Here is a 22,105-nt window from a genome sequence, read left to right as displayed (position 1 = left end):
AGGATGGTGGCCATGTTAGGACTTCTCTCGGGTGAGGTAGCGCTGTACTGCGGAGATGATGAGGACCAGCGCGAAGAAAACCAGGGAAATCGCTGAGGCGTAGGAGGTTTCCTGCTGCTTGAATCCGGCACGGACAGCCTGGTAGACGATCGTCGTCGTTGAATCCAGCGGTCCGCCTTGGGTCATCACGTTGACTTGTGTGAACAGGCTCAGTGCCTGGATCGTGATGGTGATCAGGATCAGACTCCGGGTGGAGGAAAGCCCCGGCCAGGTGATGTACCGGAACCTCTGCCACCGGCTGACGCCGTCGATGTCAGCTGCTTCGTATAGTTCAGCTGAAATGGTCTGGAGCCCTGAGAGCCAGATGATCATGTGGAAACCGGCGCCCTGCCAGACCGACATCAGGATGATGGCCGGCATGGCGGTGCTGGTGTTGTTCAGCCAGTCCGGTCCATGGACTGCACCGAATGTCAGCCTAGTGATGATTTCGTTGAGCAGACCGTCCTGACGGTAGATGAACAACCACAAGAGGGAGACGACCACCATGGAGGTGACCACGGGCAGAAAATACACGGTGCGGAAGAAGTTGACCCCGCGGACCTTCGCATTGACCAGCAGCGCCATGACCAGCGCCACACCAGCCTGCAGCGGCACGACTATGACGGCGAAGTAGGCGACGTTCAGGAGGGCCCGGTAGAACCCTTCATCTCCGAAGAGGCGTACGAAGTTGTCCAGGCCGACGAATGTCGGCGGGTTTGGTGAGATCAAACGGGCGTTGGTGAAGGCCAGGCCAAAGGCGAGCATTGCTGGCACGAACACGAAAAGCAGCAGCAGGAGAAGTGCCGGGCTCAGCATGGCCCATCCGGCGCGCTGCTCGCGCCGGTGGTATTTCTTGAGCTGACGTGGTTTCTGAAGAGATGGTGTTGAAGGGATGACACGGGTGGTTGCCGGCAAGGATGACGTGGCTGAAGAGGAATTCATGGTGACTGGTCCTGTGTGGTCCGGTCCGGGGTGCCGCGCCGGCTGGATCGCGCCGCGGCACCCCGGAGGCTGGCTAGCTCTTGTAGCCGTTATTGGACTTGATGTTTGAATCGATGTTCTTGGCGGCCTTGTCCAGAGCCTGCTTCGGGTCAGCGCCGGAAATGATGTCCTGGGTGGCCTTGCCGAACTCGGTAGCGATGAACGGATAGGCCGGCGTTTCGGGCCGCAGCACGGCAGACTTCTTGGAGAAGTCAAGGAAGAGCCGGTTCTTGCCCGTCGGCTCGAAACCGGGGACCAGGGCAGCAGCGGCGTCGGTGGCCGGAATCGTGCCGGTTGCCTTGGCAACCTTGGCAATATTCTCCGGCTTGAGGGAGAAGGAGAGGTAGTCCATCGCCGCGTCCGGGTTCTTGCAGCCCGTGGTCACACCCCACTGCCAGGATCCGCCGCCGATCTTCGGGCCGTTGCCCAGGTCCACGGAGGGCATGACCACCAGGTCATCGCCCAGAGCCGTGCGTGCCTTGTCCGCGGCCCAGCTGCCTGTGTAGACGATGGCGCTCTTGTTGTTCAGGAAATCTGCCGTGGAGTCCTTGCCGCTCTTCTGCGCCGCATAGCCCTTGGTAATCAGGCCGTGGAACCAGCTGGCCCATTCGACTGCCTTGTCACCGTTGAGGGCCCCGTCAGCGCTTTGGAAGTCGTTGCGGTTGATCAAATCCCCGCCGAACGACTGCAGGAACGGTGAGTAGGCGTAGGGTAGCCATTCACCTGTGCCGGCCGTCCCAAGGTCCAGCGGGTTGTCCCACTTGCCCAGCTTCTTCAACGCGGCCAGGGCGGCGTCAAATTCGTCCTTGGTCCAGGGCTTGTCCACGGTAGCCACCCTCACGCCCGCCGCCTTCAGGTCCGATGCGCGGGCCAGCATGGCCAAGGCGACGTCGTAGTATCCGACCGAGTACGTCTGGCCGTTCCATTTCCCCAGGGTGCTGGGCAGGTTCTGGGACAGATCCGCACTCAGTTTCAGCGGCGTCAGGTATTTCGACCATGCCCAGTTCGGGACGTTCGGCCCGTCAATATCGACAATGCAGGGCAGTTTGTTCGCCGAAGCCGCAGCGACAACCGAGTCGTTGTAGGAGTCCTGCGGGAACGCCTGAACCTTGACCTTCACTTTGCTCTGGCTTTGGTTGTAGGCATCGACAACGGACTGGATGGCCCCCAATTCGTCCGGGTTTCCAGCATTGTGGGTCCAAAGGGTGAGCTCGCCATTGGCTCCATCCTTGGAGTTGCCGCCACCTGTTCCGCAGGCTGCCATGCTGCCCACAAGGGCGGCGGAGGTTAGACTTGCGGCCAGGAACCGCTTGAAACGAATGTTCATGGTTGGTGAAACTTTCTGTTGATTCTTGCGTTGACGGTTCGGTTCCGCCCAGGGAACGTGGCCGTTGCAGCGGCCACGTTCCCATTTTTTGTGCGGAGCCTGGGTTTCTTGCGGGGCGCCGCTGCCTCAGATCTGCAGTGGCGGTGCGACTGACCCGCGCTGGACCATCGGGCAGTCGAACATCATCTGGACGGGTTCCACGTCATCTGGGCTTTCGATCTCGTCCAGAAGCCGGTTTACGGCCCAACGCCCCATGCCGTAGTGAGGGAGGGCCATGGTTGTCAGGCCAGGCCAAAGGCCCCCTGCGATCAGTTCCAGATTGTCAATCCCAATGACCGACAGATCCTGCGGGATCCTCAATCCCAGGGCTCCGGCCGCCTGATAGGCGCCCATGGCCATGCGGTCATTGAAGCAAAACAATGCCGTAGGCCTTGAGGGCCTAGACAGCAACTCCACCGCAGCCGCACGCGCGCCGTGGGCCTGGGCAACTCCTGCGACAACCAAGGCGGGGTCAAATTCGATCCCGCTATCCTTCAGTGCTTCCCGGTAGCCTAGAAGGCGCCCGTGAGTGGCGGGAATGTCATCGAGATTGTTGATGAAGCCGATGCTCCGGTGCCCGGCATCAACAAGGGAACGTACAGCGATCCGTGCCGCTTCTACTTCATCAGGGACAACCGAGGAGACGGTATCGTCTGCTGAAACGGCATCCAGAAGGACCGTCGGCACCCCGGTGAGTTCCGCCGGGAGGCCGATCCGCTGATGGTACATCCTCGCGTAGACAACGCCGTCCACCTGGTGCTGAAGCAAGGCGCTGATCTGCCGCTTTTCCAGCTCATCGTCGCGAGAGCTGTCCAGCATCATCAGCAGGCAACCCCGCTCGTACGCGGCATCCTGGGCCCCCAGTATCATGTCGCCTGCGAAGGGCGTCGTCGCAACCTCATCGCTGACCAGACCGATCAGGTATGAGCGGTTGTTCCGCAGCCCACTGGCTAGCCGGTTGGGTGCATATCCGAGGGCCTCAGCGACCGAACGGACGTGTTCCCGGGTGGCGGCGCTGATGCGGGAGGCTCGCCGGTCATTCAGGGCGTGCGACACTGTGGTGACGGATACCTGTGCGGCTTTCGCTACATCGCGGATGCCTACTCTTGCCGCCACCATGCTCCTTTGCAAAACGTTTTTTCACCTTGTTGTGCAAGTCACATTAGCTAAAACGGTTTTTCATGTCAACCATTCGGGTTGACCGACGGCCGGCATCGATTGACTGACGGCAGACCGCCTCGAATCATTGGAAAAGGGAAAGAGTCACATCCCGGCGGACCCATCACCACCGGAAACCGTTGTCTTCGCCCCGCACCCACGCAACTTTACTGACAGATCACTGTAAAGTGTCGGTATGCCTAGGATTACGGCCGCCAGCAACGCGGCGCAACGCGCTGAAACCCGACGCCGGGTCCTGACAGCTTTCGGGGAACTGCTCTTCACCCACGGCCTGCCCGGCTTGACCATGACCGACGTCGCGCGGCACGCCGGCGTCGGCCGGACGGCGGTATACAACTACTACGCCGACATGGAACAGCTCCTCATCGCGTACGCCCTGGACGAGACCGAGCGGTTCCTGGGCGATCTACGCGAATCCCTTGCGGCACTGCAGAATCCGGTGGACCGCCTGGCCCTTTACGTGCGCGCCCAGGTGGAGGACCTGAGCCGCCGGCACCTCCCCCCGGGTCCTGCGATGGCGGCTGTCCTCTCCCCCGCTTCCTTTGCGAAATTGGCAGATCACGTCGGCGAACTCAACCTGCTGCTCCAGGACATCCTGCGCGACGGAATCGCGGCCGGCTACCTCCCGCCCACCGACGTCGGACAGCTCGCCAGGCTCATCCACGGAACTCTTTCCTCCAGCGCGGCACGCGGCAATGCCGCGAACGGGGCGGAGCTGGACGAGCGTGAGGAGCGGCTGGTACAGACCGTGCGGTTCATCCAGTTGGGCGCAGGAGCAAGGTTCGACGACGACGGCCGGCCCGCGCGCTTGGCGTGACCCGGCCGTGGGGCTAACGCGTCCTCGTAAGGCCTACGCTAAGGCGTCGGCATTACCGGCAGCTTCGCATTGTCCGCGATCCTCTGTTCCAACCGGGGACAACTGAGCTTGCCCGGGGTGTTATCCACCAATTCCGGCGGCACCAATGCCGAGAAACCGGGCGCGAGGATGAGGTCCACAGAGGCATCCGTGCGTTCGTCCTGGACGTAGTCGGTACCCGCGATGTTCCTTTGGATGTTGAACGCCGCCGCTTGGCCGCCGGATCCCGAGACAACCACCGCGGGGCCGGTGTAACTGGTGGTCGAGTTGTCGACGGTGCCAACGTTGTATCCCCGGGCCTTCAACTGATCTGCCACGTTCTTGGCCAGGCCCGGCCTGCCCGCGGCATTGTAGATATTGACCTTGACCTTGTTGTTGGGCGTGTAGTCGAAAACAGTGGCAGGACACACCGCCGCCGGCGCCTGGCTTGCAACGGCCGAGGGGAAGCGGATCACACCGTTCATCACTGCCCATGCGCCCACGAGTCCGGCAACGACCAGCCCGACGAGCAGCGCGAGAACGATCCCATGCAAGAGGCGGCGGCTGAACCACCCGGGATGGCTCTCAGGCCCAGGAGCCTCAGCAAAGGTTGCCCGAAGTTCCGGACCGGTGACAACCCGATGGCCATGCAGAATCGCCGGGTCTTTCTGCCGACCGGGACGTTTCCGGCGCTTCCTCGGATCCGCATTATCGGGCACTCCCACCTGCTCCTCCGGGACTGTTTCGTTAACCATCTATCACCAGGACACGGGCGTGGATGGCCGTGCGCTGGTGGAGCGCAGTACGGACTGCACGGTGGAGCCCGTCTTCGAGATACAGCAGGCCTTGGTACTGCACCACATGCGGGAAAAGGTCGCCGAAGAACGTTGAATCCTCCGCCAGCAGTGCTTCCAGGTCAAGGGTGCGCTTAGTGGTGACAAGTTCGTCGAGCCGGACCGGACGCGGAGGCAGCGAGGCCCAGTCCTTGGGCGTGGAAAAACCATGGTCAGGGTACGGGCGTCCCTCGCCCACAGCTTTGAATATCACTTTGCAAGCCTAAAGAAGTAAGGCGTCCAAGGGAACTTGTGAGAAGTCGGTGACCAAGGTTGTGGCCAAAAGGTAACCGTTGACGGACGGTGCGCGCAGAAACGGCGCCGCCTGCCGCCGTCGCCGTCACACCGATGCCGCCATCACGCCGTACTGACAGAATGGGTTCATGACCGCTTCAATGCCAAGCACGCACCCGGCTGCTCCCGCCCTCGCACTTCTCCTCGACGTCGACGGCCCTGTCGCGAGTCCCGTGACACGCGACGTGAAGCCGGAAATCATCGCCGACCTCGTGGGCTTGGCATCCGCAGGCATCCCCGTCATTTTCAACACCGGCCGCTCAGACGCTTTCATCCGCGAGCAGGTCATGGCACCCATGATCGCCGCCGGAATGCCTGCCGGAACGGTAGTCCACGCGATCTGCGAGAAGGGCGCTGTCTGGTTCAGCTACACCTCAGGCGGCCCGGGACCCATCCATGTGGACCATGACCTTGCTGTTCCGAAGGCCTACGGCGACGATGTCCGCCGCATGGTGGCAGAGGACTATGCGACGCACATGTTCTTCGACGAGACAAAGCGCGCGATGGTATCCGTGGAGCAGCATCTGGATGTCTCAAATGACGACTACCTGGCCGAGCAGAAGCTCTTCGACGCCGATGCCCTGGAGCTCATGGGCAGGCACGGGCTCTCCGCCGCTCTCCTGGATCACCACGCACCAGAGTCCGACGACGCCGCCGACTACCGCCTGGATCCCACCATCATCTCCACGGACATCGAGTCCATCCGGCTTGGCAAGGATCTCGGCGCCAGCCGCGCTGTGGAACTCCTCGCCGCCCAGGGAATCACGCCGCAGGCCTGGCGGACGGTGGGAGATTCGCGCACGGACTACGCCATGGCGGATTGGCTCCACCATAACGACCACAGCGTCAAGCACGTCGACGTCCGGCCCGCGGACGGCGTGCCCAACAAGCCCTACGATGTTCTTACAGCCACAGACCTCGGCCTGGGCGAGGACGTCATTCACGACGACGCCGGAGGCGCATTCCTGCGCAGTTGGCGTGAAGCGTTGGTCGGCTAAGGTCACCAGGCCCGCGCGAACCACAACCTTTCGGAGAAAAGCCATCACAGTCATGGACCAGCAAGCAATCTACTTCGGTAGCCCCGCCTCCGACGACGATGCGGTCGTTCCCGAACCGACATCGCCCGCAGTTGACGCGCGCCTCAAGCACCGCGCCGACGTCGTCCGCCATCGCGGCCGATACAGCTTGCTGAACCAGAACCGCACCCCGCAGCAGGTGATGGTCGAAGACCTCCTCGTGATCCGCGCCGCACTGGACGCGGCCGGGCTGGACTTCATCCTGGTCCGCGGCAATGATCACCGGCCCGTGATCGCCGTCGATTGGAAGCTCCGGAAGAAACTGCGCCAGGCTTTGGTGTCGGCTTTCCGGAACGAGCCGTTCTACTCCATGACCGTCGACGCGCGGAAGAAATCCACGTTGCTGGTCGCCGACGGCGAGCTCTCGAGCAACCGGAAGGCCCGGATCTTCCGGCTCTTCCGTCCACGCGTGGAACCCGGCGGCGGGCTGACCTACGGCCCCTCGCTGGGCGTGCAACTGGAATTGTGGGAGTTCGACGGCGAACAACTCGTGTTGCCGGTGGAAAACTCCCTGACCCGGCGGACCATGTTGCGCCAGGACGCTGTCCGGGGCACGGTGGAACGCCACGGGCTGAGCTGGCCGACCATCGAGAACATGTTCGCGGACCACGCGAGCGACATCGATTTCGACGTCGACATTGTCTTTTCGTGGGTGGACGGCAACGATCCCGCGTACATTGCGGCCCGCCGCGAGCAGATGAAAGACGTCATCGTGGGCGAGGGCGACGCCCACGAGGCCCGTTTCCGGCAGATCAACGAGCTCAAATATGCCCTGCGTTCCGTCTACATGTACGCGCCCTGGATTCGGCGGATCTACATCGCCACGGACTCCCCCGCGCCGGAGTGGCTGGCCGAGCACCCGAGCGTCAGGATCATGCGCAGCGAGGAGTTCTTCAAGGACCCCACAGTGTTGCCCACCCACAATTCCCAAGCCGTGGAATCCCAGTTACACCACATCGAGGGACTCTCCGAGCACTTCCTGTATTCCAACGACGACATGTTCTTCGGCCGGCCCGTAGCACCGGACATGTTCTTCACTCCCGGCGGAATCACCAAGTTCATCGAAGCCTCCACCCGGATCGGACTGGGAGAGAACGACGCCGAACGCAGCGGCTTCGAGAACGCTGCCCGCGTCAACAGGAAGCTCCTCTGGGAGCGGTTCGGGCGCATCACAACTCGCCATCTGGAGCACACCGCCGCGCCCCTTCGCCGCAGCGTGATCGCAGAGATGGAGCGCGAGTTTCCGGCCGAATTCGCCAAGACTGCGGGCAGCAGGTTCCGCGCGGCGGACAACATCTCGGTAACCAACTCGTTCTACCACTACTACTCGTTGCTCACGGGCCGGGCAGTGACGCAGACGGCAGCCAAGGTCAGGTATGTGGACACCACACTATGGTCCGGGCTGCACTACCTGCCCACCTTGCTCGCCAAACGCAACGTGGATTTCTTCTGCCTCAACGATGGCAGCTTCCCCGAGGTGGCTGCCGACGAACGGGCCGGACTCGTGACGGACTTCATGGAGAAGTACTTCCCGGTCAAGGCGCCGTGGGAGAAGTAGTGCTCTAGCGGCGGGTCATCTCCGGGCGCTTCGCATCGGCCCTGGAACCGCGTTCGTGCGTAGCTCGCTGGGGAATCCGGATGCCCGCTTCGGCGAGCCGGCGCCTGGTGGCTTCCGGGCTGACGTACTCACCGACAGTCGGCGATTTTCCCAATGGCACCACTGAATGCACGATCGTCTGCTCGTAAACGTGCACCAGGTTGAACGCCTGGGCGCCGTCCCGTCCGCGGGTACCGCCCTGCGGAACGTTGAGGTCCTGTGTGTAGCAACTCGCCGAAGCCACTGATACCGGCACGCCCGCGAAAGTGGCTGTGGTGGAGTAGTGCAAGTGGCCGCCCAGGATGGAACGGACATCGGAATTGCGCACGACGTCGGCCAGCGCCGCTTGGCCGCGCAGCTCCACCAGGATGGAGAGGTCAAGGACGCTCGGGACCGGAGGATGGTGGAGTGCGAGGATCGTGCCGTCGGGAGCCGGCGTCGCGAGCTCCGATCCCAACCAGTCGAGCTGGCTCTGGCTTATCTCACCGTGATGGAAGCCGGGCACGGAGGTATCGAGCGTGATGATCCGCAGGCCGTTGACGAAGTAGCTGTGATCCACCGGGGCGTCATTGTCGCTCTGGTCGAAGAGGCCGGCACGGAAGTTCGCCCGATCGTCATGGTTTCCCATCGCCCAGATCACCCGCGCTCCCATCTCTCGGCAAGCAGGCTCGACGATCGACCGGAGTTTGGCGTAGGCGCCCGGCTCACCTTGATCGGCGAGGTCCCCGGTGAAGATCACGGCGTCGGGACGGACCTTTGACGCGTGCACTTCCGAAAATAGTTGCCTGAGATGGGCTTCGCTATCGACCGCGCCGTAAAGGGGCTCCGACCCTCCCAACAAATGGGAGTCGCTAAGGTGCAGAAGGACGTGTCCTGGCCGAGGATATTCGGCCTCGATGAGCTCCATTACTACCTTCGGGTCGGTAGGAGACGGCGCCTCCAGTGTCTGCCCCAATAAACCCAATCCAACCAGACAAAAGGCTAACGCAGGGTAACTTACGGGCGGAATGTTGGAAAATTACTCACCTTCCGCGGCGATCCCCGCTCACCAATAGGGCAACTTTCGACGACGCCCGCTCACCTATGGGGCAACTTTCGACGACGCCCGCTCACCAAAGGTGAGCGAGCGATCGACCAAAACGCGACATAGGTGAGCGAGCGTTAGACCAAAACGCGACATAAGTGAGCGAGCGTCGGTGTTTGCGTTGGCCCGGGAACAAGCCACGAAACAGAGCCTCTTGACTCAAACATGTGCCGCCCCTCACAATAAGTGAATGGCTTTCACTAAAGAAACAGCGGCAATGGCGCCGCCCGCAACGTCCAGCCCTGAGCTTGGATTGAAGAAGAACGCAATCGGCACTCGCGACATTGTGTTCATGTTGGTGTCAGCGGCCGCTCCGCTGACCATCGTGGTCGGCATCGCCCCGCTCGCCCTCGCTGTGGGCGGCGTCGGCGCTCCCTCCATCTACATCGCCGCGGCTATCGGCCTGGGCCTGTTCGCCATCGGTTTCATGGCGCTCACCCGCCACGTCCGGTCCTACAGCGGGTTCTACGGGTACATCTCGAAAACCCTCGGCCGCGTGGTCGGCCTCGGTTCCGGCCTGACCGCCTGGATGAGCTACAACGGCCTGCAGATCGGCCTCTACGGCCTGCTGGGTATCCAGGCCAACCTCGCTGTGAAGTCCTTCACCGGCGTGGAACTTCCCTGGTGGCTCTACGCGATCGTGTCGATCGGGGCCGTCTGCTACTTGGGCTGGCGCGGGATCGACGTCGGCGCCAAGGTCCTCGCCGTCCTGCTCACCCTCGAAACCCTGATCGTCGCCATCGTCGCCGCCTTCGTACTTGCCCAAGGCGGCGCACACGGCATCAGCTTCGAATCATTCAGCCCGCAGGCCATCTTCTCCCCGCAGTTCGCTGCAGTCCTTGGGCTTGGTTTCTCCGCCTTCATGGGATTTGAATCCGGAGCCCTGTACCGGGAAGAGGCCCGGGACCCGGACCGCAGCGTCCCGCGTGCCACCTACATCTCCATCGCCTTCATCGGCGCGTTCTACGCCTTCGCCGTCTGGATCATCGTCCAGGCCTTCGGAGCGGACGCCGTCCAAGCGTTCGCCGCGGGCCACCTCGACGCCGGGGACACCGCCTACATCGCAGCGGGCAACTTCGCGGGCGGCTGGTGCGTGAACCTTATGAGCGTCCTGATCGTCACGAGCATCTTCGCCGCCCAGCTCTCCTTCCACAACACCATCAATCGCTACACCCTGTCCCTGAGCCGCGAAGGCATCTTCCCGAAACGGTCCGGCCGCATCAGCCCCCGATACCGCACTCCCTCCGTGGCCGGCTTCGACCAGACCCTCCTCGCGCTCGCCCTCGTGATCGGCGCGGCCCTATTCCAGCTGGACCCCTTCACCCAGTTCCTGATCTGGACAAACACCCCGGGCGTGATCGGCATCCTCCTCCTGCAGGCCCTCACGGGTGTCGGCGTCGTGGTCTTCTTCACCCGGCTCAGGGACCACGGGCTTCGCTGGTACGTCGTCCCTTCCGCCGTGCTCGCCACCATCATCATGTGCGCAGTGACCTACCTGATGGCCAACAATGCCCAACTGCTCACAGGCCTCCCGGCCGGGGACCCCGTCAACACCACGCTCCTCGTGTTCGCGCCGATCCTGTTTGCCGCTGGAACCGTACTGGCCCTCGTGCTGCGCAAGGTCAACCCGGCCGCCTACCAGCGGATCGGCCACGCCGAGTGATCCCGGAGCCTAGTCTTGAGGGATGCAGACTCCCAGCAAAACCAGCCAGCTAGGACGGCCCCGGACACCGCGGCTCTCGCGGAAGGCGATCGGCCGCGCGGCACTCGAGATGTTCCAAGAGGAAGAGAGCCTCTCCATCCCGCGGCTCGCGGAACGCCTGGGCGTCCGGCAGTCATCTTTCTACAAGCACGTCACCGGTCGCCAGGAGATCATCGAACTGGCCCGTGGCGCGCTCGTGGAAAAAGCTCCGATGCCCGAGTTGCCGGCCGGCAGCCTGGACGACGTCATCCGCAAGATCTTCGACTCGCTCCGCAAGGCGTACAGCATGGTGCCGGCGCTCCTTCCCCTCCTGCTCACGCAGCCGGTGTCACACCCGGCAGCCCTGGAGCGCTACGACCAGTTTGTCGAAGCGTTCGAGATCGCGGGGACGCCACGGCACCTCATCATCCCGGCATTGGAAGCCCTCGACAGCGCAGCGATCGGCGCGAGCCTCGACGCATTGACGATGGAATCAGCATGGAGCATCAACGAAGAGGAGGAAGGCACTTATCCGCATCTGTTCGCGGCAAAGAAAGCCGTGGCAGAGCACCCTGTAGACCGCTTCGCCTTCCTGGCCGATGTCCTCTCGGCAGGATTGAAGGCCGCTATCGACGACGACTGATCCTCACCGGGCCGGCGTCGGAAACCCGAACACCACAAGGAGTTACATCTTGACCACGCCCGAGCCCATCGATCTCGTCATCTTCTCGTCCAGCATCCTCCACGGTGAGGCGCTCACTGAGACCGCCGGTTTCGTCGCCATCTCAAATGGCCGCATTGCGCACGTCGGCCGCGCCGACGGCGAGCAGGCAGCCAACCGCGCCGCCGAATGGACCGCACGGGCCAAACATGTGATCGACGTCGGCGACGCAACAATCTGCCCCGGCCTGATCGACGCCCACATCCACCCTATCCACGGGGCGGAAATCGCCCGTGGCCTTGACCTGGGCGGGGTCACCGAACTCGACGCCGTCCGCGCCGCCCTTGCGCGGCACGCCGCGTCAACGCCACACACCGTCGGCTCCGATTGGTTGTTCGCTTGGGGCCTGGACCCTGTCATCTTCGGGGATGCCGTCTTCGACAACTCCCTCTTCGACGGCATCCTCGACGACGAACTCGTATTCATCACCCTGTTCGACGGCCACGCCTCACTCGTCTCCGACGCCGCCCTCAAGCTCGCCGGGATCACCGGAATGGAAGAGCTTCCCAGCAGCGGCTACGTCGGCGTCGACCAGCACGGCAAGCCCAACGGCATGCTCTACGAAATGGCCGCCCAGGACCTCGTTCGCGGCATCCTCCCCCGGCCCTCCTTCGATCAGCGGGTCGACGAACTCGGGGAACTCCTGCATTCCATGGCCGAAGCCGGACTGGTAGCCGGCCAGATGCTGGACTTCGGGGCCCCGGACACCCTGGAAGTGCTGGAGGCCCTCGAACGCAGAGGCGAGCTCGCCATCCGGCTGCGCATCTCCCCGTGGGTCATGCCCGGTGCCACCGAGGAAGAACTGAAGGCCATGCTGGCGATGCAGGGCCGGCACGGCAGGCGCTGGCACGTTCACGGCATCAAGCTCATGATGGATGGAACCATCGACAATGGCACGGCATGGCTCTTTGAACCCGACACCCACGGAGAATCGCTCCACCCGCTCTGGCACGATCCTGAGGCCCTCGGCGCAGCGATGAAGTTCTTCCACGAACACCGGATCCCCACCACCACGCACGCCATCGGCGACAAAGCGGTGTCCTTCGTCGCGCGGACCATCGGGGCCCTTCCCAAGAACGGCACGGTCCACCGGATCGAGCACATCGAGTCCATCCCGGATTCGGTCCTGGCGGAAATCATCAGCGCGGGGGCTGCCACGAGCCTGCAGCCGACCCATTGCGCCCTCTACAGCCGCGCCGACCACAGCGACAACTGGTCCCGGAGGCTTGGCAGCGAACGGGCCAACCATGCGTGGCGGACCCGGGATCTCCGAGACGCCGGAGCCATCGTCGCCCTCGGATCGGACTGGCCCATCGCGCCTTTCGACCCGCGGGCGATCATCGCCTCAGCCCAGACGCGCCGCCCGGCCGGCCGGCCCGACGTCGAGCCCGTCCAGCCCCAGCAGTCGCTGTCCGCGCGTGCCGCGCTCGAAGGCTACACGAGCCAATACTGGCGCTCAGTTGGCGAAGTAGGCGGAATCGTGGAGAGGGGCGCCCGCGCCGATCTGACGATTGTTGGACACAATCCCCTGACCACCGCGCCGGACGAGTTCGCGCAGACGCCGGTGATCCTGACTGTTGTCGACGGAGAAGTCGTTGTTGACAACAGCCAGGCCCGCACCGGAGGAGTCAACCGGGGGTCGTTCCAGCCTGCTTAGGCCAGGGCGTCTTCGAGGGCCTCGATGAGCTTTTCGGAATCGGGCTCGACGGCGGACGGGAAGCGGGCGAGCACCTCGCCTTCGCGGCTCACGAGGAACTTTTCGAAGTTCCACTTCACCTTCTGCGGTTTGGAGCCATCGGCCGTCCGGGTCAGCTCGGCATACAGCGGGTGTTGCTGCTTGCCCCGGACCTTCGATTTGCTCGCGAGCGGGAACGAGACTCCGAAATTGCGCTGGCAGAAGTCCGCGATCTCGGCGTCGGACCCCTGTTCCTGGCCGGCGAACTGGTTGCACGGCACACCCAGAATCTCGAATCCGCGGTCACGGTATTTGCCGTAGAGCTCCTCAAGTCCCGAGTACTGGCGCGTGAAACCACACTTCGAAGCCACATTGACTACCAGTACGGCTTTGCCCTCGAAACGCCCAAAATCGGCTTCGGAGCCGTCGTTGAACGTCAGGGGGATGCTATAGAGCGGGGACATTGAATCGCTTCCTTACGACGGGGGACCTCGGCAGACTGCCGCGTCCGAGTCTACGCGCGGCAGTGCGCCTGAACGGGCTCCAGGAAAGCGATGACTTCTATGGCCGGGGGGCCGTAGGGGTGGTTTTGGTGGTGGCGGTAACCGACGGCGTGGGGCTCGCGGGCGCCGACGGCGTGGGCTTGGCAGGTGCCGGCGTCGCCGGCGGGGGCGGGGCTGACTGGGTGTGCGTGACCGTCGGGACCGGAGCGGGGAGGCCCGACGTCGGCGCCACCGTGGGCGGTACGGTCACCACAGGCGGTGCTGACACTGTGGGCGTCGATGTCACCACAGGCGCTTGCGTCCTGGTAGGAGCCTGCGTCACGGAAGGGCCCGGAGTGCCGCTCGCTGTCCTGCTTGGCGTGCGGGACGCACTCGGCGAGGGCTTCGGCGCCGCGCTTGGGGTGCCAGTCGGCGTCGCGGTCGGTCTGGGCGTCGCGCTTGGGGTGGCAGTCGGCGTCGGTCTGGGCGTCCCCGTGGGTGGCGCCGTCGGCGTCGCACTCGGTCTGGGCGTCCCGGTGGGTGACGCCGTCGGCGTTTGCGTGCCCGTAGCAGACGGGCTTGGAGGCATCACCTTCGTCTCCTGCACCCCGCCGGTGACTGCCTGTCCAGGGGGCGCGGCTCCCGGGTCAGTCGGCACGGCCCCGGGGATGGACCAGACCGACCCCGCCGAGGTCGCGGTCGCGGAACCTGGCTGGTAGCTGACCATCGGGATATCGCCGAGGGGATCCACCTGCTTGGTTGGCAGGAACGTCCAGTTCATCGGGTTGGTGTAGACGCCGTTGAGAATGGTCTCGAAGTGCAGGTGGCAACCAGTTGAGGAACCCGTGGTTCCCACCCTGGCAATGACCTCGCCCACGCGGACCGATTGCCCCTTGGTCACCGCGATTCCCTGCAGGTGGTTGTACGTGGTGACGAGACCGTTGCCATGATCAATTTCCACGCGATTGCCGCCGCCCCATGGATGCCAGCCCACGGCCCGGACCACGCCGGAGTCTGCTGCGTAGACGAGCGTGCCGCAAGCCGCGGCGAAATCCTGGCCCCAGTGGAACTCCCCCGGCAATCCGGTGAAAGGATCGATCCTCAACCCGAAAGGAGAGCTCGGAAGCAGCATTTCGAGCGGCGCGTAGAGTTTCCCGGCAGGGGGCCGGTCGAGCGAACTCGAGGAGACGTTGAGGGCGCCGACGCCGTTCTTGTCGAGGGTTTGGACCGGGGAACGCTCAAAGGACACCGTGGCTTTGTCACCTGCCTGCACCGGGGCCAATGACGGGCTTTGAGGCACGGTCTCCTGCGCGCTCGCCGTGGCATTATCCGTGGGCAGCATGCCGGGTTCAACCTGGCCCGTCGCCAATGATCCGTCGCTTGCCGGACCGCCCAGGCGCGGGCCCTGGAAACCAAAAGCGAGGATCACCACGACAGCGAGGAAGCAAGCCGAAAGGATCCGGCCAAGTTTTCTTGTGAGCACCAGATCGACAATCCGGCCAGACTCATGATGCTTTCCCACAGCAGCTCCTGAGACAGGCGCTCATTCCCAGTAGTACGGGCGCGCTTGTCCCATTGTGGCCGCTATGAAATCGAATGGGAACACTCGACTTCATACTTGGCCTGTCCGCGGAATACTCGCCTGACCGTGCCGGGCTACTCGCCGAGGTTCGCTTTCAGCAGCGCGCGGTGCTCGACGGCGGCATCCGAATGGAGCGCGCGGCCGGCGTCGGTCAGCTCGAGGTACAGCGAGCGGCGGTCATCCGCGCAGGTGGCGCGGGAGACGAGTCCGGCTTTCTCCAGACGGTCAACAACCTTGGAGACGGCACTCTGGGTCATGGGAGTCCGCTCCCCGAGTGCCTTCATGCGGCAGGCGGAGTCGACGCTTTCGGCAACGAGATCGAGGATTTCGAATTCGTTCAGGCCGATGTCGAACTTGGCTTCGAGGGCGCGGTCTATGGCGGCCGCGGTGCGGAAGTACGAGTTCTGGATGCTGCGCCATTGCTCAACCAGCTGGCGATCCTGCGTTGTTGCCATGTCCTGATTCTAGTCGAAACGCCAAATAAAGTCCACGTCATAAGATTCCTAGTCATATTCCTTGTCATTGAATGACGTGTCATATAGATTGATTCCATGACTTCACCGAGCACCCTCACTAGATCTGCCGAGCAGCTCCATACAGCCGTCCGCTGGACCAGAGCCCAGTGGCTGCTGCTGATGGTGGTGTGCACCGTCCTGGCCCTCGACGGCCTGGACGTTTCCATGGTGGGCGTAGCCCTTCCCTCCATCGGCCACGAACTCCACCTCGGAACCGATTCCCTGCAGTGGATCGTTTCCGCCTACGTCCTGGGCTACGGGAGCCTCCTGCTCCTCGGCGGGCGGCTCGCCGACCTGTTCGGCCGGCGCCGGATCTTCCTGATCGCCTTGGCCGTGTTCGCCGCGGCGTCACTCCTCGGCGGCCTCGTGAATGATCCAACGCTCTTGATCGCCACGCGCTTCGTCAAAGGCCTGGCCGCGGCGTTCACTGCCCCTACCGGGTTCTCCATCATCACCACCAACTTCGCTGAAGGCCGCGAGCGCAACAAGGCTCTGTCCATCTTCACCACTTTCGGCGCGAGCGGCTTTTCGCTTGGGCTGGTAGTCGGCGGGCTCATGACCAGCTTGAGCTGGCGCTGGACCTTCCTGGTGTCGGTACCGATCGCGGTCGCCGTTGTGCTTCTCGGCATGTTGTTCATTCCCCGGGACAAGCCATCCATGCAAGAGAGCGGCCATGACGTCTGGGGCGCGGTCACCCTCGCGCTCGGCATGCTTGGCCTCGTATACACCTTGGTTTCAGCTCCGGAGAAGGGCTGGGGATCTGTGGCAACAATCGCCGGATTCGCTATCTCCGCTGCCGTGCTGGCAACCTTCGCCGTCATCGAAAACCGCGTCAAGCACCCGCTCATCCGCTTCGGCATCCTTCGTGAAGGCTGGGTGGCCCGTGCGAACCTGAGCGCCATCGGATTGTTCGGCTCCTATTTGAGCTTCCAGTTCATCCTCACCATGTACCTGCAGTCGGTTCTCGGCTGGTCCCCCTTGGGCATGGCGCTTGCCTTGCTTCCCACGGGGCTCCTGGTGGCAACAAGCGCCCCCTTCGCGGACAGGTTCATCGAGAAATTCGGGGCCCCGAAGCTCATCCTCACAGGGCTGACATCGCTGGGACTGGGCTACGTGTTGTTCCTCCGCGTTGGAACCTCGCCCAACTACGTCCTGGACATCCTTCCCTCGGTCATCCTGCTGGGCATAGGTTTCGCCTTGGCCTTCCCGTCCATCAATGTCCAAGCCACCGCTGGCATCCGGGATTCGGAGCAAGGGCTGGCCGCCGGACTCATCCAGACCAGCACACAGGTCGGCGCAGCCCTTGTCCTTGCCGTGACCACTGCGATCGTCAGCGGGCACGGCACCAATGGCACGAGCAGCACGCTCAGTGCGGCAGCCATGCTCGATCAGTACCGTCCCGGTTTGGTCCTGAGCGCTGCCGTGGCAATCGCGGCCCTGCTGGTGGCAGCGTCCCCGGCGCGCCGCCGTCGGGCACTTGCGGAGCAACCCGCAGCCTAAGCGGACTCGCGTGAGAGGTGCCGGCCCGCTGTTTCCACAGCGGGCCGGCACTTTTGTGTAAACAAGGCCGCACCTTGCGCCAACAGAATGCTGCGCAACAATGGACCATGGTCAACTTCCTGAAGAAGTGGCAAGCGGAACTGCGGATGACTTTCACGGGTCACCCGCAGTCCACTCCCGACTGGGTGTTGCGGCTTGCTGAGGGAAACGACCCCGGATACCACCTTCCCGGCTCGGCCGTCTGGGCTGTCCACGGGTCCATGTCCACGATCGTCGCGGGAATCCGGGTGCTGCTCATGCAGTCCCTGCACCCCGGCGCCTTGGCGGGCGTGTACGACCATTCAGGCTTCAAAAGGGATCCCCTCGGCCGGCTGGCGAATACGATCCGTTGGATCTTCACCGTGAGCTACGGCTCCATGGATGCCGCTCAAACCGCAACCCACTTCGTGCGGCGGGTGCACGACTCCGTCAAGGGCAGCTACGTTGACGCCCAGGGCCGCACCCGCGAGTATTCAGCCAACGATCCCGAGCTTCTGCGCTGGGTCCACGTTGCATACGCGGATTCATTCGTGGCGGCGCACCGGATCTGGGGAGGCGCCATCCCCGGGGGCACCGATGCGTACGTCCGCGAGTGGGCCCAGGCCGGCCGCTTGATGGGAGTCGAGGACCCTCCCCTGAGCCTCGCCGAGGTGGCGTCGGAAATGGAACAGTGGTACGCCTCCGGCCATCTCCGCGCGGACGAGCGGCTCAGGGAAACCATCGAATTCATCCGGTATCCCCCGTTGAAAGCGTCGCTGCAACCCGGTTACCGGATTTTGTTCGCCGCGGCCGTAGCCAGCCTGGAACCCCGGTATCGGGAACTGTTGGGGCTGGAAAAGGCCCGTTTTGGCCCCATCCCGCTACCGTCGATTCTCGCCGCGCGGGTGGTCCTCGCCGTCGTGCGCCTGACTTTGGGCCGCAGCGGCCCCAGCGAACAGGCCGCCCGCCAGCGGTTGCGGCGCCTGGGGTACGAGGCATAGACGCAAAGAAGCCCGGCGGAAATGCTTGTGGCCGTCCCGCCGGGCTTCTTTGACGAATCGCTAGATCAGCGAGTCCGACAGGTGGTTCGGAGTGCCGAAGCGGTGCGCCGTGATGCTGATGGCCTGCTCGTGCACGAACGGCAGCATCTCGATGCGTCCGGCCGGGGTCACCGTGCCGTGGTAGATCGCAACGTCGGGACGACCGCCGGTGGCGGCGCTCAGCGCACTGCTGTCCCCGCCGATCAGGCGGATGCGGCCACCGTTGATGCCTGCCGCGAAAGCCAGCCATTCGGCGTCGTTCTGGATGCGGGTGCTCACGCCGAGCCCCGCGAACGCTGCCACAACCGATTCGGGAAGCTCGACGGCGGAGGACACCGTGAGTGCCGAACCCGCCACTGCCCCGGCTGCTACGACGCGAAGCAAGTCGACGAGCTTCCCGCCTTCGGACAAGCGGATGGTCACGGGGACGGCCCTGTACCGGAAGACGTTGCGCTCGGCGCTCAGGCCGGAGACGTCCTTGCGGGTGCCGAATTCCGTTGACCATGCCGCGGCGTCACTGAAGAGCGCCTTCTGCAGGGATTCTGCTTCGCCGGCCTCGACCAGCGGGCCTGCGGCCTTGGCAGCGGCAAGGATCGAAGCCGCCGCGCCCTTGAGCGTGGCACCGCGCTTCGCGCCGGGCTCTGCGGGGAGCCAGCTGCCCAGTCCGACGAGGTAGTTGGGTCCGCCGGCCTTCGTGCCCGCGCCCACGGCCGACTTCTTCCAGCCGCCGAACGGCTGCCGCTGGACGATCGCGCCCGTGATGCCGCGGTTCACGTAGAGGTTGCCGGCCTGGATGGTGTCCAGCCAGACGCCGATTTCATCGGAATCGAGCGAGTGCAGTCCGGCGGTGAGGCCGTATTCGATCTCATTCTGGATGGCGATGGCTTCTTCCAAGGTGGAAGCGGTCATGACGCCGAGGACCGGGCCGAAGAACTCGGTCAGGTGGAAGTAGGAGCCGCGCTTGACGCCGAACCGGATGCCCGGGGACCACAGGCGGCCGGTCTCGTCGAGCTTCTCCGGCTTCACGGCCCAGGTCTCACCGTCGCCGAGGGTGGTCAGCGCGTTGAGGAGCTTGCCGTTGGCCGGCTCGATAATCGGGCCCATTTGGGTGGTGGCCTGTTCCGGGTAGCCCACCTTGAGGGAACGTGTAGCGTCGATCAACTGGTTATGGAAGCGCTCGGAAGTGGCAACGGAACCCACCAGGATCACGAGCGAAGCCGCGGAGCACTTCTGCCCGGCGTGCCCGAAAGCCGAATAGACGACGTCCTTGGCGGCGAGATCGAGGTCTGCGTGCGGAGTGACGATGATGGCGTTCTTGCCGGACGTCTCCGCGAGCAGCGGGAGGTCCTGCCGGAAGGAGCGGAAGAGCTCAGCGGTCTCGTAACCGCCGGTGAGGATCACGCGGTCAACGCTGGGGTGCGAGACCAGCTGGGTGCCCAGTTCGCGTTCTTCGAGTTGCACAAGCGCCAGCACTTCGCGCGGCACACCGGCCTCCCACAGTGCGTCCACCATGACGGAACCGGAGCGGCGGGCCTGCTTTGCGGGTTTGATCACGACGGCGGATCCCGCCGCGAGCGCCGCGAGCGTGGAACCCGCAGGAATCGCCACCGGGAAGTTCCAGGGCGGGGTCACAACGGTGAGGTTCGCTGGGACGAACGTGGCGCCGTCGACCTTTTCCAGGTCCTTGGCGCGCTCGGCGTAGTAGTGCGCGAAGTCGATTGCTTCGCTGACTTCGGGGTCGCCCTGTTCGATCGTCTTGCCGGTCTCGGAAGCCATGACCTCAAGAAGCTCGGCGCGGCGGGATTCCAGGATGTCGCCCGCACGGTGCAGGATGGCTGCGCGCTCCGCAGCCGGCATGGCGCCCCATTTTTCGCCGGCCTCGACGGCAGTGGCGATGATGCGTTCCAGTTCCTGCGGGTCGCTGACCTTGCTGGCTTCAACGATCGCGTTGCCGGCGGTGGAGCCCGGCACGCGGTCCAGGATGGCGCGGCCCCAGGCCCGGTTGGCGGGCAGGGCAGGATCGGTGTCCGGAGTGTTGACGAAACGGTCCGTGGGCCCCGGCGCCGCTGGCTTGTTGCGGTTCTGGGTGCGGTTGGGCAGCGGAACGGAGTCGTCCAAGGCCGCGAGGGAGGCAAGGAAGCGGTTCTTCTCGCGCTCGAAGAGCGCTTCGTTCTCGCTGAGTTCGAACACAGCCGACATGAAGTTGTCCTGGCTGGCGCCTTCTTCAAGGCGGCGGATCAAGTAGGCGATGGCGACGTCGAACTCGCCAGGGTGGACCACCGGTGTGTACAGCAGGAGGCTGCCGACGTCCTTGCGGACAGCCGCGGCCTGGCCCGTGGCCATGCCGAGAAGCATCTCGAACTCAATGCCCTTGGTCACTCCACGTTCCTTGGCCAACAACCAGGCGAACGCCACGTCGAAAAGGTTGTGGCCAGCGACGCCGATCCGGACCGCATCGATGTGCTCGGTGGTGAGGGCGTAGTTGAGGACGCGCTTGTAGTTGGTGTCCGAATCCTGCTTGGTGCCCCACGTTGCGAGCGGCCAGCCCTGGATGGAGGCCTGGACCTGTTCCATGGGCAGGTTGGCACCCTTGACGACGCGCACCTTGATGGGAGCGCCGCCGTTTGCCCGGCGGACCGCAGCCCATTCCTGCAGTTCCTGCATGGCAGAGAGCGCATCCGGGAGGTACGCCTGAAGCACGATGCCGGCCTCGAGGTTCTTGAATTCGGGCTTGTCCAGGATGCGCTTGAACACGGCCATGGTCAGGCTGAGGTCCTTGTATTCCTCCATGTCCAGATTGATGAACTTGGGCTTGGGGAATGATGCAGCCAGCCTGTAGAGCGGGGTGAGCTTCTCCACCACGTGATCCACTGCTTCGTCGAAGGCCCACAGCGAGTGCGGGGCCACCGTGGAGGACTCCTTGATGGAGACGTAGTCGACGTCGTCACGAGCCAGGAGCTTGAGGGTTCCCTGGAGCCTGCGGCTGGCTTCGCGTTCGCCCAGGACGGCCTCGCCCAGGAGGTTCACGTTCAGGTGGACGCCGTTCTGCTTGATCTTGGCGATGGCCGGACCGAGTTTGGCATCCGTGGCGTCCACAATCAGGTGGCCCACCATGTCACGGAGGACCTTGCGGGCGATCGGGATGACCACTTGCGGCAGGACCGGCGCCATGACGCCGCCGGTGCGTACGGCAGCGCGCATGTACCAAGGCAGGAAGGCGGGGACCTTCGGGGCAAGCTTGGCCAGGTTGCGGCCGGCGACGGACAGGTCTTCGGGGTGGATGACGCCGTCGACGAATCCGACCGTGAAGTCCAGGCCGTTCGGATCCTTCAGGACGCCGGCAAGGCGCTGCGCGGAAACGTCAACCGGCACCTTCGAGGCTTCGGTGAGCCAGTGTCGGACAAGTTGGATGGCTTCATCGGCCAACTCCTGGAGGTGACCGGATTCCAGGGTGGACTGCGTCCTGGCGTCGATGCTCGAATCCCGGGTTGGTGTGCTCATGCGCTTCGTTCCTTTGGTGCGGAGAGGGCTTTGTTTCCATCAGTATGGATCTACAATCAGATTAGGAAAAGCGATCTTTTCTGAAGAATATTCATTAGATTTCTAG

The 22,105-nt window shown here is 63.9% G+C and carries 18 protein-coding genes and 1 pseudogene; 9 read left to right on the top strand and 10 right to left on the bottom strand.

What is annotated here, in order from left to right; translation table 11 throughout:
- Positions 1-15: 15 nt before the first annotated feature.
- From AB0323_RS14870 to AB0323_RS14860, 3 genes are all read right to left on the bottom strand, one after another.
- Positions 16-981, bottom strand: a complete 966-nt coding sequence (locus tag AB0323_RS14870) for a sugar ABC transporter permease (RefSeq protein ID WP_366177986.1) — start codon at positions 979-981, stop codon at positions 16-18.
- Positions 982-1,054: 73 nt separating this feature from the next.
- The gene (locus AB0323_RS14865; RefSeq protein ID WP_366177985.1) at positions 1,055-2,347 is read right to left on the bottom strand and encodes a sugar ABC transporter substrate-binding protein; all 1,293 of its coding nucleotides are present in this window, start codon (positions 2,345-2,347) and stop codon (positions 1,055-1,057) included.
- A 126-nt stretch (positions 2,348-2,473) separates the two neighbouring features.
- A complete protein-coding gene (locus AB0323_RS14860; RefSeq protein WP_366177984.1) occupies positions 2,474-3,505 on the bottom strand; it encodes a LacI family DNA-binding transcriptional regulator in 1,032 nt (343 codons plus the stop codon).
- Between the two features lie 235 nt (positions 3,506-3,740).
- Between AB0323_RS14860 and AB0323_RS14855 the strand changes: the two genes are divergently transcribed.
- Positions 3,741-4,382: a TetR/AcrR family transcriptional regulator gene (locus tag AB0323_RS14855; protein ID WP_364539978.1), complete on the top strand. Its 642-nt coding sequence runs from the start codon at positions 3,741-3,743 to the stop codon at positions 4,380-4,382.
- 38 nt (positions 4,383-4,420) lie between these two features.
- Here the strand turns inward: AB0323_RS14855 and AB0323_RS14850 are convergent, their stop codons facing one another.
- Together AB0323_RS14850 and AB0323_RS14845 are read right to left on the bottom strand one after the other, a co-directional pair.
- The gene (locus tag AB0323_RS14850; RefSeq protein WP_366177983.1) at positions 4,421-5,155 is read right to left on the bottom strand and encodes a LytR C-terminal domain-containing protein; all 735 of its coding nucleotides are present in this window, start codon (positions 5,153-5,155) and stop codon (positions 4,421-4,423) included.
- On the bottom strand, positions 5,148-5,447 hold the full coding sequence (locus AB0323_RS14845; protein WP_059388531.1) for a type II toxin-antitoxin system VapB family antitoxin: 300 nt from the start codon (positions 5,445-5,447) through the stop codon (positions 5,148-5,150). Before AB0323_RS14845 ends, AB0323_RS14850 begins: the two co-directional genes overlap by 8 nt.
- A 169-nt stretch (positions 5,448-5,616) precedes the next feature.
- Between AB0323_RS14845 and AB0323_RS14840 the strand changes: the two genes are divergently transcribed.
- Both AB0323_RS14840 and AB0323_RS14835 read left to right on the top strand, forming a co-directional pair.
- Entirely contained in the window at positions 5,617-6,525 is a 909-nt protein-coding gene (locus AB0323_RS14840) for a hypothetical protein (RefSeq protein ID WP_366177982.1), read from the top strand.
- A gap of 52 nt (positions 6,526-6,577) precedes the next feature.
- Entirely contained in the window at positions 6,578-8,161 is a 1,584-nt protein-coding gene (locus AB0323_RS14835; RefSeq protein WP_366177981.1) for a stealth family protein, read from the top strand.
- A 4-nt stretch (positions 8,162-8,165) separates the two neighbouring features.
- Here AB0323_RS14835 and AB0323_RS14830 read toward each other — a convergent pair whose 3' ends face one another.
- Positions 8,166-9,107 (bottom strand): metallophosphoesterase, encoded by a 942-nt coding sequence (locus AB0323_RS14830; RefSeq protein ID WP_366177980.1) that lies wholly within the window; start codon positions 9,105-9,107, stop codon positions 8,166-8,168.
- Between the two features lie 367 nt (positions 9,108-9,474).
- On the opposite strand from AB0323_RS14830, the gene AB0323_RS14825 reads away from it, so the two are divergent.
- From AB0323_RS14825 to AB0323_RS14815, 3 genes are read left to right on the top strand one after another with little or no spacing between them, the layout of a single operon-like run.
- A complete protein-coding gene (locus AB0323_RS14825; RefSeq protein ID WP_366177979.1) occupies positions 9,475-10,947 on the top strand; it encodes an APC family permease in 1,473 nt (490 codons plus the stop codon).
- Between the two features lie 22 nt (positions 10,948-10,969).
- On the top strand, positions 10,970-11,608 hold the full coding sequence (locus AB0323_RS14820; RefSeq protein ID WP_364539995.1) for a hypothetical protein: 639 nt from the start codon (positions 10,970-10,972) through the stop codon (positions 11,606-11,608).
- Positions 11,609-11,657: 49 nt separating this feature from the next.
- Positions 11,658-13,343, top strand: a complete 1,686-nt coding sequence (locus AB0323_RS14815) for an amidohydrolase (protein WP_366177978.1) — start codon at positions 11,658-11,660, stop codon at positions 13,341-13,343.
- On the opposite strand, the gene AB0323_RS14810 is transcribed toward AB0323_RS14815, so the two are convergent.
- On the bottom strand, positions 13,340-13,825 hold the full coding sequence (locus tag AB0323_RS14810; protein ID WP_366177977.1) for a glutathione peroxidase: 486 nt from the start codon (positions 13,823-13,825) through the stop codon (positions 13,340-13,342). The genes AB0323_RS14815 and AB0323_RS14810 overlap by 4 nt on opposite strands.
- A 62-nt stretch (positions 13,826-13,887) precedes the next feature.
- Between AB0323_RS14810 and AB0323_RS14805 the strand changes: the two genes are divergently transcribed.
- Positions 13,888-14,562, top strand: coding sequence for a hypothetical protein (locus tag AB0323_RS14805; protein ID WP_366177999.1), 675 nt, complete (start codon positions 13,888-13,890; stop codon positions 14,560-14,562).
- Between the two features lie 74 nt (positions 14,563-14,636).
- Here the strand turns inward: AB0323_RS14805 and AB0323_RS14800 are convergent.
- Positions 14,637-14,975: pseudogene (locus AB0323_RS14800) on the bottom strand (M23 family metallopeptidase); the annotation flags it as partial.
- 524 nt (positions 14,976-15,499) lie between these two features.
- Positions 15,500-15,880, bottom strand: coding sequence for a MarR family transcriptional regulator (locus AB0323_RS14795; RefSeq protein WP_366177976.1), 381 nt, complete (start codon positions 15,878-15,880; stop codon positions 15,500-15,502).
- Positions 15,881-15,976: 96 nt separating this feature from the next.
- Here AB0323_RS14795 and AB0323_RS14790 point away from each other — a divergent pair, with 96 nt between their 5' ends.
- Positions 15,977-17,440 carry an MFS transporter gene (locus AB0323_RS14790; RefSeq protein WP_366177975.1) on the top strand — a complete coding sequence of 488 codons (1,464 nt, stop codon included), beginning with the start codon at positions 15,977-15,979 and terminating at the stop codon, positions 17,438-17,440.
- 107 nt (positions 17,441-17,547) lie between these two features.
- On the top strand, positions 17,548-18,459 hold the full coding sequence (locus AB0323_RS14785; RefSeq protein WP_366177997.1) for an oxygenase MpaB family protein: 912 nt from the start codon (positions 17,548-17,550) through the stop codon (positions 18,457-18,459).
- 60 nt (positions 18,460-18,519) lie between these two features.
- On the opposite strand, the gene AB0323_RS14780 is transcribed toward AB0323_RS14785, so the two are convergent.
- The gene (locus AB0323_RS14780; protein ID WP_366177974.1) at positions 18,520-21,999 is read right to left on the bottom strand and encodes a bifunctional proline dehydrogenase/L-glutamate gamma-semialdehyde dehydrogenase; all 3,480 of its coding nucleotides are present in this window, start codon (positions 21,997-21,999) and stop codon (positions 18,520-18,522) included.
- Positions 22,000-22,105: the final 106 nt, after the last annotated feature.

Origin of the sequence: Arthrobacter sp. NPDC080031 (assembly GCF_040702485.1) — a bacterium.
Taxonomy (GTDB): Bacteria; Actinomycetota; Actinomycetes; order Actinomycetales; family Micrococcaceae; genus Arthrobacter.
This window is presented reverse-complemented; position numbering and strand designations above follow the sequence as displayed.